Annotated in this window: 13 protein-coding genes; 12 read left to right on the top strand and 1 reads right to left on the bottom strand. The window is 26.2% G+C overall.

Annotated features, from left to right (window positions below):
• From LW893_RS02945 to LW893_RS02935, 3 genes are read left to right on the top strand one after another with little or no spacing between them, the layout of a single operon-like run.
• Window positions 1–1,485, top strand: a complete 1,485-nt coding sequence (locus tag LW893_RS02945; RefSeq protein ID WP_233055726.1) for a hypothetical protein — start codon at window positions 1–3, stop codon at window positions 1,483–1,485.
• Window positions 1,486–1,532: 47 nt separating this feature from the next.
• Complete coding sequence (locus LW893_RS02940; RefSeq protein WP_233055725.1) at window positions 1,533–2,735, top strand: diaminopropionate ammonia-lyase; 1,203 nt, start codon at window positions 1,533–1,535, stop codon at window positions 2,733–2,735.
• 24 nt (window positions 2,736–2,759) lie between these two features.
• On the top strand, window positions 2,760–3,740 hold the full coding sequence (locus tag LW893_RS02935) for an acyltransferase family protein (protein WP_233055724.1): 981 nt from the start codon (window positions 2,760–2,762) through the stop codon (window positions 3,738–3,740).
• A gap of 30 nt (window positions 3,741–3,770) precedes the next feature.
• Here the strand turns inward: LW893_RS02935 and LW893_RS02930 are convergent, their stop codons facing one another.
• Complete coding sequence (locus LW893_RS02930; RefSeq protein ID WP_233055723.1) at window positions 3,771–4,412, bottom strand: Crp/Fnr family transcriptional regulator; 642 nt, start codon at window positions 4,410–4,412, stop codon at window positions 3,771–3,773.
• A 266-nt stretch (window positions 4,413–4,678) separates the two neighbouring features.
• Between LW893_RS02930 and LW893_RS02925 the strand changes: the two genes are divergently transcribed.
• From LW893_RS02925 to LW893_RS02885, 9 genes are all read left to right on the top strand, one after another.
• Entirely contained in the window at window positions 4,679–5,326 is a 648-nt protein-coding gene (locus tag LW893_RS02925) for a redox-sensing transcriptional repressor Rex (protein WP_233055722.1), read from the top strand.
• 209 nt (window positions 5,327–5,535) lie between these two features.
• A complete protein-coding gene (locus tag LW893_RS02920; RefSeq protein WP_233055721.1) occupies window positions 5,536–6,723 on the top strand; it encodes an O-antigen ligase family protein in 1,188 nt (395 codons plus the stop codon).
• A gap of 11 nt (window positions 6,724–6,734) precedes the next feature.
• A complete protein-coding gene (locus tag LW893_RS02915) occupies window positions 6,735–8,630 on the top strand; it encodes an ABC-F family ATP-binding cassette domain-containing protein (RefSeq protein WP_233055720.1) in 1,896 nt (631 codons plus the stop codon).
• A gap of 9 nt (window positions 8,631–8,639) precedes the next feature.
• Complete coding sequence (locus LW893_RS02910; protein WP_233055719.1) at window positions 8,640–9,899, top strand: Glu/Leu/Phe/Val family dehydrogenase; 1,260 nt, start codon at window positions 8,640–8,642, stop codon at window positions 9,897–9,899.
• Between the two features lie 166 nt (window positions 9,900–10,065).
• Window positions 10,066–11,670 carry a CTP synthase gene (locus LW893_RS02905; protein WP_233055718.1) on the top strand — a complete coding sequence of 535 codons (1,605 nt, stop codon included), beginning with the start codon at window positions 10,066–10,068 and terminating at the stop codon, window positions 11,668–11,670.
• A gap of 138 nt (window positions 11,671–11,808) precedes the next feature.
• A complete protein-coding gene (locus LW893_RS02900) occupies window positions 11,809–12,273 on the top strand; it encodes a hypothetical protein (protein WP_233055717.1) in 465 nt (154 codons plus the stop codon).
• Window positions 12,274–12,443: 170 nt separating this feature from the next.
• Window positions 12,444–13,223 carry a type III pantothenate kinase gene (locus tag LW893_RS02895; RefSeq protein WP_233055716.1) on the top strand — a complete coding sequence of 260 codons (780 nt, stop codon included), beginning with the start codon at window positions 12,444–12,446 and terminating at the stop codon, window positions 13,221–13,223.
• Window position 13,224: 1 nt separating this feature from the next.
• The gene (dusB, locus tag LW893_RS02890) at window positions 13,225–14,175 is read left to right on the top strand and encodes a tRNA dihydrouridine synthase DusB (protein ID WP_233055715.1); all 951 of its coding nucleotides are present in this window, start codon (window positions 13,225–13,227) and stop codon (window positions 14,173–14,175) included.
• A gap of 67 nt (window positions 14,176–14,242) precedes the next feature.
• Complete coding sequence (locus LW893_RS02885) at window positions 14,243–15,982, top strand: flavocytochrome c (RefSeq protein WP_233055714.1); 1,740 nt, start codon at window positions 14,243–14,245, stop codon at window positions 15,980–15,982.
• Window positions 15,983–15,984 lie beyond the last annotated feature (2 nt).

Raw genomic sequence — 15,984 nt, 5'->3', positions numbered from 1 at the left:
ATGGATAATTTAGGTCTTTATAAGTTTTTAAATAAGTGGAATGATTATGTTAGTAATGTAAGTGATAATGAATTTAAGAAAAATTTTAATAAGATGTTTGAGGAATATCGAAAATTAGATATTTTTGAAAATTCTGGTTTGCGTTTTTCAAAGAATTTCTTTAGAAAAATTAAATCTCATATTAAATTAAAATATGTTATAGAGCATTATTTAAATTTAGCTGCTCTTACATCAATTTTACTAATTAAATTTAAAGGTTTTAAATATTGTAGAGATATAAAAGAATATCGCTTATGTATTGATTGTATTTTTACTCATATTCTTAATGTTTTAAAGATGAATCCTTTTTCAATTGGGAAGAAAATAAATGAAATAAAAATAACTTCAAATAATGTAGGTTATAGATTTCCTAATGATGAACTTAAGGAGATTGAACAGAATATTTTTATAAATATTAATGGAGATGTCTGTGTTTCAAATTATTATTATTGGAAAAAGCAAAATGAAAGTACAAGTATAAAGAATTTTAAAATTGATGCTAAAAAAGTTAAGAAAATTTTTAAGCTGATTTCTAAATTTTTAGAAGATAATTATGTTTATTACAGTTTAGAACATTCAATAGAAATTAGATATTGGGAAATGGAACTTACAGATTCAGATTATGAAAGTTATAGATATGAAGGTAATTTAAGATATAATATAAGAGTTGATGGTGAAAGTCTTTCTGAAAGAATTAGAGAAATATTGAATTATGATAATTTAATTTTATTTGATAATTGTGAGTATGATAAAATTAATCGAATTCAGTTAGATTATAATAATGTTAAAAATGTAAATAATAAGGATTTTGTATATACTGAAAAACTTATTTTAGATAGGGATAGCAATTCTATTGAACATACTCAGATAAGTGATGATGTATATTATTATATGAAATTAAATGTAAATAAACATTTTAAAGATTTGTTAGAGTCTTTATATGATCCAAATATGCTTGAGACTAGAGAAAAAAATGATAATTTTGTTGAAATTCCTAACGAAAAAAGAGATTATGAGATGATTGTAGATTTTAAAAAATCTCCTAGAAAAGTTCTTAAGGGATCTTATGATAAAGTAGGACTTCCTTATGAATGGAAAGATATAATTGAAGAAATTAAGAGTTTTATGATATATTTTTATAAAATTGAAGTTTTAAGTAAAGATTTTTATGATAAGCCAAGACGTGAGTATGGAGAATTTATTTATTGCAAAGTTGAATTTAGAAATTCATATAAATACTATTATTATATAACTACAGATGATTCCATCAGTGAGGGAGATTATGTTTTAGTTCCTGCAGGAGATAAAAATAGAGTGGAAATAGTGGAAGTTAAAAGTGTAGAATATTATAAGGAAAAATATGTTCCTTATCCACTTAATAAAGTAAAACATATTTTAAGAAAATGTACTGAGGATGAATTAGATGAAATATATGATGAATATTAAATTTTATGTTTTATAATTTTATGGTCAATTTGAAAGGAGATTTTAAAATGAATAGTAAATTTAAAAAGATAAAAGTTCTTGAGAGTTCAAATACAAAAAAAGAATTGAATATAAAATTATATGATGATGAACAGGCGAATGCTGTATTGAAATTTCATAAACAGATTGAGGAATACAAGAAAACTCCACTTATTTGTCTTCCTAATTTGGCTTCAAAGTTGAATGTTGGTGCCATTTATGTAAAAGATGAGTCAAAGCGTTTTTTACTAAATTCATTTAAAGGACTTGGTGGAAGCTATGCGATGTTTAGAATTTTATGTGATGAATTAAATCTTAATCCGGATACTACAAGTTTAAATGATTTGTTATCTGATAAATATAGAAAAAGACTGGAAGATATTGAGTTTGTAACATGTACTGACGGCAATCATGGTAGAGGGGTATCTTGGGCATCAGGATTATTTGGATGTAAAGCTCATGTCTATATGCCTTATGGAACAGCAGAAGTTCGAGCAGAAGCAATTCGTAAAGTTGGTCCTGCAAAAGTAGAGATTACAGATTTAAGTTATGATGATACTGTTAAATATGCTTTAGAAATGAGTAAAAAATATGGTTGGATATTAATTCAAGATACTTCTTGGGATGGATATGAGAAAATTCCAACATGGATTATTCAAGGGTATCTTACAATGGCTTATGAAATTACCGAAGAATTAGAAAATTTAAATGTAATTCCTACACATATTTTTTTACAGGCAGGAGTTGGCTCAATGGCTGGAGGAATGATTGCATATTTTGTAGAACATTATAAGAATAATAAACCTATATTTACTATTGTGGAGTCAAATGTTGCCGATTGTATTTATCGTTCAGCTGAGATAGGTGATGGAAAATCTTATTCTGTAGGCGGAGCCCCAACGACTATTATGGCAGGATTAAATTGTGGTACAACTTGTAGTCTTATCTGGCCAATTATTTGGAATTATACTGACTTTTATATTTCAGGTTCTGATGATATGGCTGTTGATGGAATTAGAGCCTATGCTTTTAGTGGAGGAAAAGATTTAAAAATTGTTTCAGGAGAATCAGGAGCTTCAACAATGGGTGCATTACTAGGAGTTTTGACAGAAGAAGAGATGAAGAAAAAAATGAAAATAGATGAAAATTCTGTTATTCTTTTGATTAATACAGAAGGAGATACTGATCCGGAAAATTATAGAAAAATTATTAATGGAGATTGGAACAATTAAATTGTTTGTTTTTTGGGAGGAATTATGAAAGAGCGTATAGTACTATGGGATAATATAAAATTTATATTAATTACACTGGTAGTAATCGGTCATCTTGCTGATGAATTCACAATTAATTCAAATGCTTACAAAAGTATATTTTTATTTATATATTCATTTCATATGCCTGCATTTATATTTATATCTGGACTATTCCATAATGAAAAAAATATTTTGAAAAAATGTATTTTTTATAGTAGCATTGGTTTCTTATATAAAATAATTAGTTTGGTTATAGATAGATTAAGTGGAAATATTAATGTCACTTTTTCTCTTTTATCAGATGGTGGGGTATCTTGGTTTATGTTTGTATTAGCAATTTATACAGTTATAACATATTTGCTAAGAAATGAAAATAAGCAATATATATTAGTAGCTTCAATAATTTTGTCTTGTTTTGTTGGTTATGATAAATCAATAGGAGATTTCTTATATCTATCTAGATCTATTGTATTTTTCCCTTTTTATTTATTAGGCACAATGATGAAAAGTGAAGATATAGTTAAAATAAAAAGTAAAAATAAAATTATATATATATTTTCTTTACTAATATTTTTAATCTGGGGATTTTTATGTTTTTATAAAATTGATAAGTTCTATATATTAAGATATTTATTTACAGGTAGAAATGCTTTTTATGAGCCTATATTAAAATATGGAGCATTAGCTAGATTATGTTCATACATAATTTCTTTGCTATTACTTTTTGCTTTTATAATATTAATTCCTAGTAAAAAAATTAAATTTATAAGTAAGATGGGGGAAAATTCAATATATGTTTATTTTTGGCATTGGAAATTTTATATGTTATTAGAAGAAATATTTGTTGTTTCAAGATTATTTTATATAGGAGTATATGGAAAAATATTATTTCTTTTAATAGGTGTTTTAATTAGTGTTATTTTATCTCAAGGTTTGATATTTAGTGTTCCTATTAAACAAATAAAAAAATATTGTTTTAATTAAAGAATTAAAAGACCTGTATACACAGGTCTTTTATAGTAGTTTAAATTTATTTTTTTCAAAGTCTATTATGCCTTCTTTTTTTAATTTTCCAAGCTCTCTTGAGAGATTACTTCTATCAAGTGCAAGGTAATCAGCCATTTCATTTCTATTTAGATTTATTTCAAAGTTACTGTCTAATGATAGTAGCTTTTTTTGATTAGAAAGATATTCTAGTATTTTTTCTCTTGTTGTTCTCTTTGATAAAATATGCAATTTTTTATTTAAAATCAAATTTTTTGTAGAAATTATAGTCAAAAAACTATTTAGAATTTTTTGGTAATATTGAGATTTTGAAAGACTTTTATATTCAATCCAAATTATTGATGAATTTGAAAGTGAGACAATTTCATGTGGTATTTGAATTTCCAAAGAAACTAATGCTTCTGCAAATGAATCTCCTTTTTCAAAAACATTTAATATATTTCTATTTCCAAAGTAATCAAAGTTTGATACTGTAATTCTACCATCAGTTATAATTCCAAAATATTCTATTTTTGTATTTTCAGCTATAATAATATCATTTTTTTTATATTCTTTTTCATAATAGGATATTACTGAAAAAACTTCAATAATTTCATCTATTGTGAAGTCCTTAAATATCGGACACGCTTTAATTATTTCAAAATTATTCAAGTCGGCCTCCTAAAATTTATTAATTATATTTTAGAACTTTTTCTTACATTTTTCAAGGTATTTTGTATAAAAAAAATTTAAAAATATTTATTATAGTATTAAAAAAGTGACAAAGTTTGAAGAAATTAGTTATACATTGTAAAAAACATTGTAAAAAAATATTGCAATAATTTTGAATAGGTGTTATAATACTTAAAACGATATTCTGTTTTAAAATTTTAGTTAATTAAAATTTGATTGAAAAGCAAATGTGGTAGGAGGTTATTATGTTAGACGAGAAAATTTCTGTTGCGGTTATAAAACGTTTACCTAAATACTATAGATACCTTGAACTAATTGGAGATAAGGGAATAATAAGAGTATCTTCTCAAGAACTTAGTAAAATTACAGGTTTGACTGCTTCACAAATTAGACAAGATTTAAATCATTTTGGAGCTTTTGGCCAACAAGGTTATGGTTACAATGTTGAAGAACTTAAAATTGAACTTGAAAAGATCATGGGTGTTGATAAACCTTATAATGTAGTTATTATTGGGTTTGGCAATATAGGAAGTGCATTATTAAATTATAGTGGATTTAGAAAAAAAGGTTTCAAAGTAGTTGGAATTTTTGATAATTCACCTGATATTGTTGGAAGTAAACAAAATGAAGTAGTTGTAAAAGATATTTCTGAATTAGAAGAAGTTGTTACAAGAGAAAAAGTTGATATCGCAATTTTAGCTATTCCTGCTAGACCTGCTCAAGAAATCACTGACAAATTAGTTGCTTGTGGAATAAAGGGAATTTGGAACTTTGCACCAATTGATTTAAAATTACCTAGAAGTGTTGTTCTTGAAAATGTACATTTGGATGGAAGTTTATTAACACTTACGTACTATATGAATAGTTTAAAAGATTATCCTGGTGTAAGATAAAAATATAATAGGGACAAATTATATTAATATTTATGAAGCTTTATATTATGGAATTATTTGATAAAACTCTTTTTTAAGAGTTTTATTTTTTTATGTTTTATGCTATAATTGGGATAAGTTTTATTTAAAAATTGTATATTTTTTTAGATTGTTTTTTATAAAAATATTTTAAATGATTTTACAATTTTCTAATTAGAATAGAATGGCTTATGAAAGGCTTTAGATATATGAAATATATTAATGGTATATTGAAAAAATATGAGCTTAATATTGATGAACTATTAATTTTAGTAGTATCATTTACGGTGTTTTTACCTTTTTATTTTTTAGTATTTTCTTTTAATGCTCTATTTTTTTATTTATTAGTTAGTGGAAAAATTATTCCAGTATTTAAAGAAACTCCTTTTGTTAAAAATATTTTAGCATTTACGGCTCTTATATTTAGTGTATCAGTAATAAAGCAAAATTTATATGGTATAGGAGTTTCAATTATTATTTTTGAATTTTTTGTATTTTTTATGTACTATAGAACAATCATAAATAGGAAGTTATTTTCAAAGATAATAAATTTATATATGATTGTTTCAATTTTTTGTTTTATTTTAACTATACTTACAGTGTTATATAAAAAATTCAGTATGAATTTAAAATTTTATGAATTTATTGAGTATATGTCATTGCATAGACCTATTTCATCGTTTTTTAATACAAATTATTATGCAACAATCTGTGAATTTATAATAATAATTGCAATGTATTACTTTTTATCTAATAAAAATAAAAAGAGTAGATTGTACTTTTTGTGTGTAAGTACACTTGCGTTTATTGTACTGTTTTTAACAGAAAACAGAACAGCACTACCAACCATTTTAATCGCTACATTGGTACTTTCTTTGACGAAAAATAGCAAAAAAGTATTTGCATTTCTGGGTGCATTTACAATAGTAATTGTAGTTTTGATGTTCTTTTCAAATAAAATTTTTCCTAGATATGAATTTATTGGAAATTCTTTAGGAACTAGAAAAGAGATTTGGAAAAATGCAATTGAATTATTTAAACAAACTTACTTATTTGGAAGTGGACCAATGGCATATCAAAATGCTTCATGGGTAACACATCCTGCAAATCATGCACATAACATTTTACTTGATGTATTAATAAATTTTGGTATTATTGGAAATCTTGTAATAGCACCACTTTTTATTGGATTATGTAAGCAAGTTTACGATATTAGGAAAAGAAATTTATTTAGACTTATTATTGCCTTAACTGTTGTTGTTATTTTACATGGTATGTTAGATGTTACAATACTTTGGCATCAAACAGCATATATATATTTTAGTGTATTACTTGCTGTTGGAAAAGTTAGTACTTTCGAATCCAAGTTTATTTTCTAAAAGGGTGTATTATGATAATTTTGAGTGTAAATGGCTTAACAAAGTCGTTTTTGAATGAAAATATATTAGAAAATTTAACTTTTTCAATTTCTGATAGAGATAAGGTAGGAGTTGTTGGAGATAACGGAAGTGGAAAGACTACTCTATTTAATCTCCTAACAAATGAATTATCTTCTGATAGTGGAGAAATAAATTTTGCAAAAAATGTAAAATTATCAATTTTAAGACAAAATATATCTTATACTAGTGAAAAAACAGTTTATGATGAATGTCTAGATGTTTTTGAAGAAATTATTTTACTAGAAAAAGAACTTAGAGAATTAGAAATTGAAATGGGGAATAAAAATTTAAGTGAAGAAGAAATTCATAAACTTTTTGATATTTATGAGAATAAGAGGCATTATTTTGAAGAAAATAGTGGATATTCATATAATTCAAAAGTTAGAGGAGTTTTATTTGGACTTGGTTTTTCAGAAGATGATTTTTCAAAATCGGTTAATAATTTAAGTGGTGGACAAAAGAGTAGATTACATTTAGCAAAAATCTTACTTGAGCCGTCAAATTTAATTTTACTAGATGAACCAACAAATCACCTAGACATAGATTCAATTCAGTTTTTAGAAGCTTTTTTAAGAGATTATAAAGGAAGTTGTATTATAATTTCACACGATAGATATTTTTTAAATTCTGTTTGTAATAGAATATTTTCAATTGAAAATAAAAAATTAAAAACTTATAATTGTGGATATGATGATTTTGTAACTAGACGTGAAAAAGAATTTGAAATTAATAGACATCTTTATGAAAAACAACAAAAAGAGATTTCCAGACAGAAAGAAATAATTCAGAGATTTGAAAATTATGGAAATAATAGGTTTATAAAACAAGCTAGTTCGAGAAGAAAAATGCTTGAGAAAATTGACTTAGTTGAAAATCCTGAAATTTATAAAAATTCAATGAAGTTAAAACTTGTGCCTGAGGTTGAATCAGGCAAAGATGTTTTGTCTATTTCTGATTTAACAATGGGCTTTAGTGATAAAATCTTATTAAATTCTATAAATCTAAATGTCTATAAGGGAGATAAGATTGGTTTAGTTGGAAAAAATGGTGTTGGTAAAACAACATTATTCAAGATAATTTGTAATAAATTATCGCCTTTAAGTGGAAGCTGTGATTTAGGTGCTAGAGTTTCATTGGGATATTATGATCAAGAGCAAAAAACTTTAAATAATCAAAATTCTGTAATGGAAGAGTTTTGGGATGCTTATCCAAAAATGAATAATTTTGAAGTTAGAAGTCATTTAGCTAAGTTTAATTTCTTTGATGAAGATTTATTTAAGAGTGTTGGAGAATTAAGTGGTGGAGAAAGAGCCAGACTTGAACTTTTAAAACTTATGTTATCAAAATCAAATTTCTTATTACTTGATGAGCCGACTAACCATTTGGATATTGAAAGTAAAGAGGTTTTAGAAAATGCAGTTGTAGATTATTCTGGAATTGTGCTAACTATTTCTCATGATAGATATTTTTTAAATAAAGTTGTTAATAAGATTTGGTATTTAGAAGACGGTAAAATAACAGAATATTATGGAAATTACGATTACTTCTTAGAAAAATTAAATGAAAAAGATAAGGTTGAAGAAAAAGTTATTTCAAAAACAGAAATTGAGAAAGAGAAAAAGAAAAAAAGAGAATTAGAAAAACAAGAAAGAGCTAAGAAACAAAAATTGAAAGAGATTGAAAATCAGATTTTTGAAATTGAAGATAAAATTGAGAAATGTAATTTAGATATTCAAGATCCAGAAGTTTTTAATGATAAAGATAGATTTTTAAAGATTAGTGAAGATTTATCAAACTTAATAAAAGAAAAGGAAAGTTTATATTTAGAGTGGGAAAATTACTTGTAGGAGAAGTGTATGAATAGTTTTAATCCGTTAGAAAATGTACAAAAGATTTTAAAAAAATCTTGTGAAATTTTAAATTTAGATGAGAGTGTTTATGATTTATTAAAAGAGCCTGAAAGAACAATAGAAATAAATATTCCAGTTAAAATGGATAATGGAAAATTTAGAATTTTTAAAGGCTTTCGTTCACAACATTGTGATGTAATGGGTCCTTATAAAGGCGGCATTAGATTTCATCCAACTGTCAATGGTGATGAAGTAAAAGCATTATCTGCTTGGATGAGTTTAAAATGTTCAGCTACTCATCTTCCTTTTGGTGGCGGAAAAGGTGGAATTATAGTAGATGTAAATGAGTTATCTGATAATGAGCTTGAAAGACTTTCAAGAGGATATGTTAAAGAACTTTATAAATATATCGGAGATAGATATGATATTCCAGCACCAGATGTAAATACAAATGAAAAGATAATGGCATGGATGTTAGATGAATATATAAAATTGACAGGAAATAATACATTAGCCACTTTTACGGGAAAAGCATTAGGATTTGGTGGATCTTATGGTAGAAAAGAAGCAACAGGAGTTGGTGTTGCAGTAATTACTAGAGAATCATTAAAAAAACTAGGTATTAATATTAGAGAATCAAAAATTGCTATTCAAGGTTTTGGTAATGTAGGTTCAAATACAGCAAAACACTTAGAAAGAATGGGCGGAAATATAGTATCAATTTCTGAATATGATAAAGAAAAAGGTGTTTATACAATTTATAATGAAGATGGTTTTGATATTGCTGATTTAATTGAACATTTTGAAAAAAATAATACTTTATATGATTATAAAGATGTAAAACATATTTCAATTGATCAATTCTATTCATTAGATGTTGATGTTATTATACCATGTGCATTAGAAAATTCTATCGGAGAAGAAGAAGCAAATAAAATTAGAGCAAAATTAATAGTTGAAGGAGCTAATGGTCCTGTTAATTATTATGCAGATTCTATTTTAAAAGATAGAAATATTATTGTTATACCAGATATTTTAGCTAATTCAGGAGGAGTTATTGCATCTTACTTTGAATGGGTACAAAACATTTCAGCTATTGATATGACAGAAGATGATGTTTTAAATAAAGTTGAGTATAAAATGTTATTTGCATATAATGAAATATTAAAAATTCAACAAGAGTATGATGTAACAATGAGACTTGCTTCTTATATTTATTCAGTATTAAGACTATATAAAATATTAAAATTAAGATCTAGAATTTAATTTTTGAATTATTAGTGTTTTACTACTTGACATAATGAAAAAAATATTTTATCATATTAATATAAGTGAAACAAAAACATAAGTGAATAAATAAAAAATTTGTAAATTGGTTTTTTTTTTCTCTATTTAGAGATAAAAAAAGACCAATTTTTTTTAGGAGGATATTATGAGCAAATTTATTTTTATTACAGGAGGAGTAGTTTCTGGAATAGGTAAAGGAATATGTGGAGCAAGTTTAGGTAGACTTTTAAAGGATAGAGGATTTAGTGTTTTTATGCAAAAATTTGATCCATATATAAATGTAGACCCTGGTACAATGAGTCCATATCAACATGGAGAAGTTTTTGTAACTAAAGATGGTGCTGAAACTGACTTAGACTTAGGACATTATGAAAGATTTATTGATGAAGAACTAACTCAAAGAAGTAATGTTACAACAGGAAGAATTTATAGTGAAGTAATCCAAAAAGAACGTAGAGGAGATTATAATGGTTCTACTGTTCAAGTTATTCCTCATATTACTGATAGAATAAAGGGTTATGTATATAAAGCTGCTGAAGAAAGTAAAGCTGATATTATTATTACTGAAATAGGCGGAACTGTAGGTGATATTGAATCATTACCTTTTATTGAAGCTATTAGACAAATTCATGCTGAAAATAAAAAAGAAGATGTTTTATTTATTCATATTACATTAGTTCCAACAATACCTGGTTCTAATGAATTAAAAACAAAACCAACTCAACATTCTTTTAAAGAACTTATGAGTCAAGGAATAAAGGCAAATATTATTGTTGTTAGAAGTCCAGAACAAATTTCTGATGAAATTAAAAATAAAATTAGTCTTTTCTGTGATGTTCCAAAGAGTGCTATAGTTCAGTCTGAAAATGTTGACTTTATATATGAAGTACCAGTTAAATTACAAGAACAAGGATTAGATGAGTATGTCTTACATAAACTTTCTCTTGAAGGAAAACCAATTGTTAAGAATGCTTGGAAGGAAATGATTGATTCTTATAGAAATGTAAAAGATGAATTAGAAATTGGACTTGTAGGTAAATATGTTCAACTTCATGACGCTTATCTTTCAGTGTCACAAGCCTTAATAGATGCAGGATATAAAAATGCTCATAAGATTAATATTCGTTGGATCAATTCAGAATATGTTACTGAGGAAAATACAAAAGAATTATTTAATGGACTTGATGGAATAATTGTTCCAGGTGGATTTGGTGGCAGAGGTATAGAAGGAATGATTGCTACAAGTAAATATGCAAGAGATAATAATATTCCTTATTTCGGTATTTGTCTTGGTATGCAAATTGCTATTATCGACATTGCAAGAAATATTGCAAATCTAAATGGTGCTGATTCTACTGAAAAAGATGAAAATGCTAAACATCCTGTAATTGATTTGATGGAAAATCAATTTGATGTTGAAAATATTGGTGGTACATTAAGACTTGGAAATTATGACTGTAAACTTCTAGAAAATTCAAAAGCTAGAGAATTATATAATTCTGAAGTAATTCAAGAAAGACATAGACATAGATATGAATTTAATAATAAGTATAGAAAAGAACTTGAAAAAGCAGGAGTTGTATTTTCTGGTATAAATCCTGAACTCGATTTAGTTGAAATTATTGAATTTAATGGAAGTGATTATTTTGTAGCTTGTCAATTCCATCCTGAATTTAAATCTAGACCAAATAAAGTACATCCATTATTTGATGGATTTATAAAGGCATCTATAAAAAATAAAAATAAATAATTTTAGTTTGAAGTAGGTAAGGAACATATAATTTGTTCCTTACTTTTTTATATGCTAATATAGACATGTGTTTTATAAAATGATATAATTTTAGTGAAAAATTTTTAATAATAATATTAATAAAGGATGGAGAAAATAATGGGATTATTTGATGTTGTAAAAAAAGCTCTAACTGGAGCAAGTGATGAAGATAACAGAAAAAACAAGGCAAGAATGCGTGAAATTTTCAACTCTTGTGTTCCAAATGGTGATGAATATAAATTAATATATTGTCACATGGAAAATTATACTAATGCAGTTATCGTAGAGATTACAAAACATAGCAATTTTATTGTTGGATATAAAGAGGGTGAAGTTGTTATAATTAATGTTAATGCTACATTAACTGAATATGGAGAACCGGAATTCTTTAATAAAGAAAATGGTGCAACTATAAAAACAGCTATAGGATACTGTGTTGCTGATAAAGAAAATGTACATTATCAATTTGTACCTATAACATATGAACCGGGAATTGTAAAAGGTGCGAAGTACTCAGTTGCAATTACACAAACCGGAGCAGAGGTATCAGAATTCCGTAAATTTTTCAAACGTGGATTGTAATCTAATATTTTTTATATAAGATTTTGACGATTAAGATTTATTCTTAATCGTTTTTTTTGCAATTACTGATTGAAATGTATGGTAAGAATAATTGTAATAAAATATAAAAAATGGTAAAATTAATTATAAATATAGTAATTGAGAAAATTTATTAATTTTGGGAGTAATATATGTTATTAGTAATAGATGTTGGAAATACAAATATTGTATTGGGTGTTTATAAAGGATATTCATTAATATGTGATTTTAGACTTAATACGATAAAAAATAAAACAAGTGATGAGTATGCAATGTCAATAACAGAAATACTAAATGCTAACGATATAAAAAAAACAGAAATTGAAGATGTTATTGTGGCTTCAGTAGTTCCAGATGTTATGCATTCAATTGAAAATGCTATAAAAAAATATTTTAACTTAAAGCCGATTATTATTGATGATAATTGTGATTTAGGAATAAAAATTAATCATGATAACCCTAAGACAATTGGGGCAGATAGGATAGTTAACTCTGTTGCAGGAATAAAAAAATATGGTGTTCCATTGATAATTATTGATATAGGAACAGCTATTACTTTTGATGTAATTGATGAAAATTCAGTATATCAAGGCGGAGCTATAATTCCTGGAATAGGAATTTCATCAGAAGCATTGTTTTTAAAAACTGCAAAATTACCAAGGGTTGAACTTTATAAACCTGAAAAAATTGTTGCTAAAAACACAATGGATAATATTAGAGTTGGTATGGTTATAGGATATATTGGACTAATAGAAAAATTAATTGATGAAATTGTAAAAGAAATGAAATTTGATGGTTCCAAATTGAAGGTTGTTGCTACTGGAGGTTATTCAAGTCTAATTTCAAAGGATATAAATAAAATAGATATTATAGATAAAAAGCTTACCCTAGACGGAATGTTAGAAATCTATAAAATGAAAAAGGGGTTATAATATGCTTAATGGTGATGTTTTTCTAGCACCACTTGCAGGTGTAAGCGATGTTGCTTTTAGAATATTAGCAAGTGAAATGGGAGCTAGTATGACTTTTACAGAAATGGTTTCTATAAAAGGAATGTATTATGAAAATGATAATACATCTATTATCACATATATAGATAAAAGAGAAGGTCCTGTTGGATTACAAGTTTTCGGTAGTGATGAGAATATCATGGCTGATGTTATACAAAATAGATTCAATAATAGAGATGATATATATCAACTAGATTTAAATTTAGGATGTCCTGCACCTAAAATTGTAAAAAATCATGAAGGTAGCTATTTAATGAAGGATCCTAAAAAGGTAAAAAGCATTGTTGAGTCAATGGTTAAAACTTCAAAAGTTCCAGTTAGTGTTAAAATAAGATTAGGTTTTGATGATAGTAATAAGAACTTTTTAGAAGTTGCAGATGCAATTGTAGAAGCTGGAGCGTATATGATTACATTACATGCTAGAACAAGAGAGATGTTTTATTCTGGGAAAGCCGATTGGACGGCTATTAGGGCTTTAAAGAATCATGTTCCTATAAAAGTCGTAGGCAATGGTGATGTGTGTAGTGTTGAAGATTATGTTAGAATGAAAGAAGAAACTGGAGTTGATGCAGTTGCAATCGGAAGACATGCTCTTGGGAATCCATTTATTTTTAAACAAATAAAAGATTTCAATTTAACAAAAAAATATTCTAATCCAACTTTAGAAGAAGTTATAGAAACAATAAAAAGACATTATGAATTAGAATTAGAATTTAAGCCTGAAAGAATTGCTATAAGAGAGATGAGAAAAAATATTTTATGGTATTTAAAAGGCTTTAAAGATTCAAATAAGGTAAAAAATAATATAAATACTTTAACTAACATTAATGAAATATTTGAAGTATTAAATGAATATAAAAATACTTATAACTAATTTAATTAAAATAGAAAATATTAAAATTAGTACTTAGTCTTTTACTTTTTGTAATTGGGAGGAAATTATGAAAAAAAAATTTAGAGTTCTGTCATTTTTGCTTGTTTTTGTACTATTATTAGCTTCTTGTAAGTCAGCTGTAAATGGTACTTTTGAAGGTAAAGCAAGGGGACATAATGGAGAAGTAGTATTAGATGTAAGTTTTGAGAATAGTAAAATTAAAAAAGTTACATTAAAGGAGAGTGTTGAAACTGATGATGTAGGTAAGATCGCTATTGAAAAATTGCTTGAAAAAGTTAACTCTTGTAATTATAATTTAGATGAAATCACTGGAGCCACTTACTCTTCTAAGGCTTTCATAAATGCACTTGCAGATGCCATCCAAAAAGCAGGTTTAGATTATAAAAAAATTTTAAATAATAATCTTAAATTAAATGAAAAGTATGAAGTTAAAGAAATAAATGTTGATGTCGTTGTTGTTGGATCTGGTGGTGCTGGTTTAATTTCAGCAATAAAAGCTAAAGAGGCAGGAGCTAATGTTGTTGTGCTAGAAAAATTACCTTTAATTGGGGGTAATACTTTAATTTCAGGAGCTGAATATGCTGCTCCAATGAATTGGTTGCAAGAAAAAGAAAATATAAGTGACAGTATTGAATTATTTAAAAAAGATGTTGAAAAAGCTGGTGGAGATAAAGAGCTTATAGATGTTTTAGCTAAAAATGCTCTTGATGGTGCAAAATGGTTAAAAGATGATATTAAGGTTGAGTGGACGGATGAACTTATGTTTTTCGGAGGTCATTCTGTTAAAAGATCTTTAATTCCAAAAGGACAATCAGGTAAAGAATTAATTAATAAATTACATGCAAAAACTGAAGAATTAGGCATAGAAATTTTAACTGAGACAAATGCATATGAGCTTATTGTAAAGGATAATGTAGTTACAGGTGTAAAAGCCAAAACTAAGAATGGAGAATTGATTGTTAATGCTAAATCCGTAATTTTAACTACTGGAGGTTTTGGTGCTAATAAAAAAATGCTCAATGATAATGATAAAGAAATTGATGATAAAATTCTTTCTACAAACTCTCCTGGATCTACAGGAGATGGAATAAAAATGGCCCAAAAAATTGGAGCAGATGTAGTTGATTTAGATAAAATACAATTGTATCCTGTTTGTGATGTTGAGACTGGTAAACTTTTGTATACTGGAGATACTAGACTTGTAGGTGGAGCTATACTTGTTAATAAAGAGGGTAATAGGTTTGTTGAAGAGTTAGGAACTAGACGAGAAATTTCTTTAGGAATAAAGTCTCAAACTGATAGCATTGCATATCAAATTTGGGATGAAGATTCTATGCAAAAATCAAAAATTTTACCAACTCATGAAATAGAATATAATAATTTAATAGAGGGTAAAAAGCTTTGTAAGGTTAATTCTATAGATGAAATGGCTGAATTTTTTGGAATAGATAAAAACAATCTGAAAGAGACAATTAAAAAGTTTAATGAGGATTCAGAGAATGGAAAAGATACATTATTTAATCTTAGAAGATTAGGATTTAAGATTGAAAAAGCACCTTTTTATTGTTTAAAAGCTGTTCCTGCAGTACATCATACTATGGGTGGGCTTAGAATAAATAAAGATGCTAATGTTTTAGACAAAAATGGAAACATAATTAAAGGACTATATGCAGCTGGTGAAACTACAGGTGGAATACATGGAAATAATAGATTAGGGTCAGTTTCAATTACAGATATAACTGTTTTTGGTATTATTGCTGGTATTAATGCTGCAAAAAACAAATAAAA

Source organism: Parvimonas micra (assembly GCF_021300775.1).
In the GTDB taxonomy this organism is placed as follows: Bacteria; Bacillota; Clostridia; order Tissierellales; family Peptoniphilaceae; genus Parvimonas.
Note: the sequence above shows the minus strand (reverse complement) of the source record. Positions and strands in the feature narration are given on the sequence as shown.

Coding starts and splice junctions, on each gene's coding strand:
- LW893_RS02945 (WP_233055726.1), top strand. CDS start 1: ATGGATAATTTAGGTCTTTATAAGTTTTTAAATAAGTGGAATGATTAT.
- LW893_RS02940 (WP_233055725.1), top strand. CDS start 1,533: ATGAATAGTAAATTTAAAAAGATAAAAGTTCTTGAGAGTTCAAATACA.
- LW893_RS02935 (WP_233055724.1), top strand. CDS start 2,760: ATGAAAGAGCGTATAGTACTATGGGATAATATAAAATTTATATTAATT.
- LW893_RS02925 (WP_233055722.1), top strand. CDS start 4,679: ATGTTAGACGAGAAAATTTCTGTTGCGGTTATAAAACGTTTACCTAAA.
- LW893_RS02920 (WP_233055721.1), top strand. CDS start 5,536: ATGAAAGGCTTTAGATATATGAAATATATTAATGGTATATTGAAAAAA.
- LW893_RS02915 (WP_233055720.1), top strand. CDS start 6,735: ATGATAATTTTGAGTGTAAATGGCTTAACAAAGTCGTTTTTGAATGAA.
- LW893_RS02910 (WP_233055719.1), top strand. CDS start 8,640: ATGAATAGTTTTAATCCGTTAGAAAATGTACAAAAGATTTTAAAAAAA.
- LW893_RS02905 (WP_233055718.1), top strand. CDS start 10,066: ATGAGCAAATTTATTTTTATTACAGGAGGAGTAGTTTCTGGAATAGGT.
- LW893_RS02900 (WP_233055717.1), top strand. CDS start 11,809: ATGGGATTATTTGATGTTGTAAAAAAAGCTCTAACTGGAGCAAGTGAT.
- LW893_RS02895 (WP_233055716.1), top strand. CDS start 12,444: ATGTTATTAGTAATAGATGTTGGAAATACAAATATTGTATTGGGTGTT.
- dusB (WP_233055715.1), top strand. CDS start 13,225: ATGCTTAATGGTGATGTTTTTCTAGCACCACTTGCAGGTGTAAGCGAT.
- LW893_RS02885 (WP_233055714.1), top strand. CDS start 14,243: ATGAAAAAAAAATTTAGAGTTCTGTCATTTTTGCTTGTTTTTGTACTA.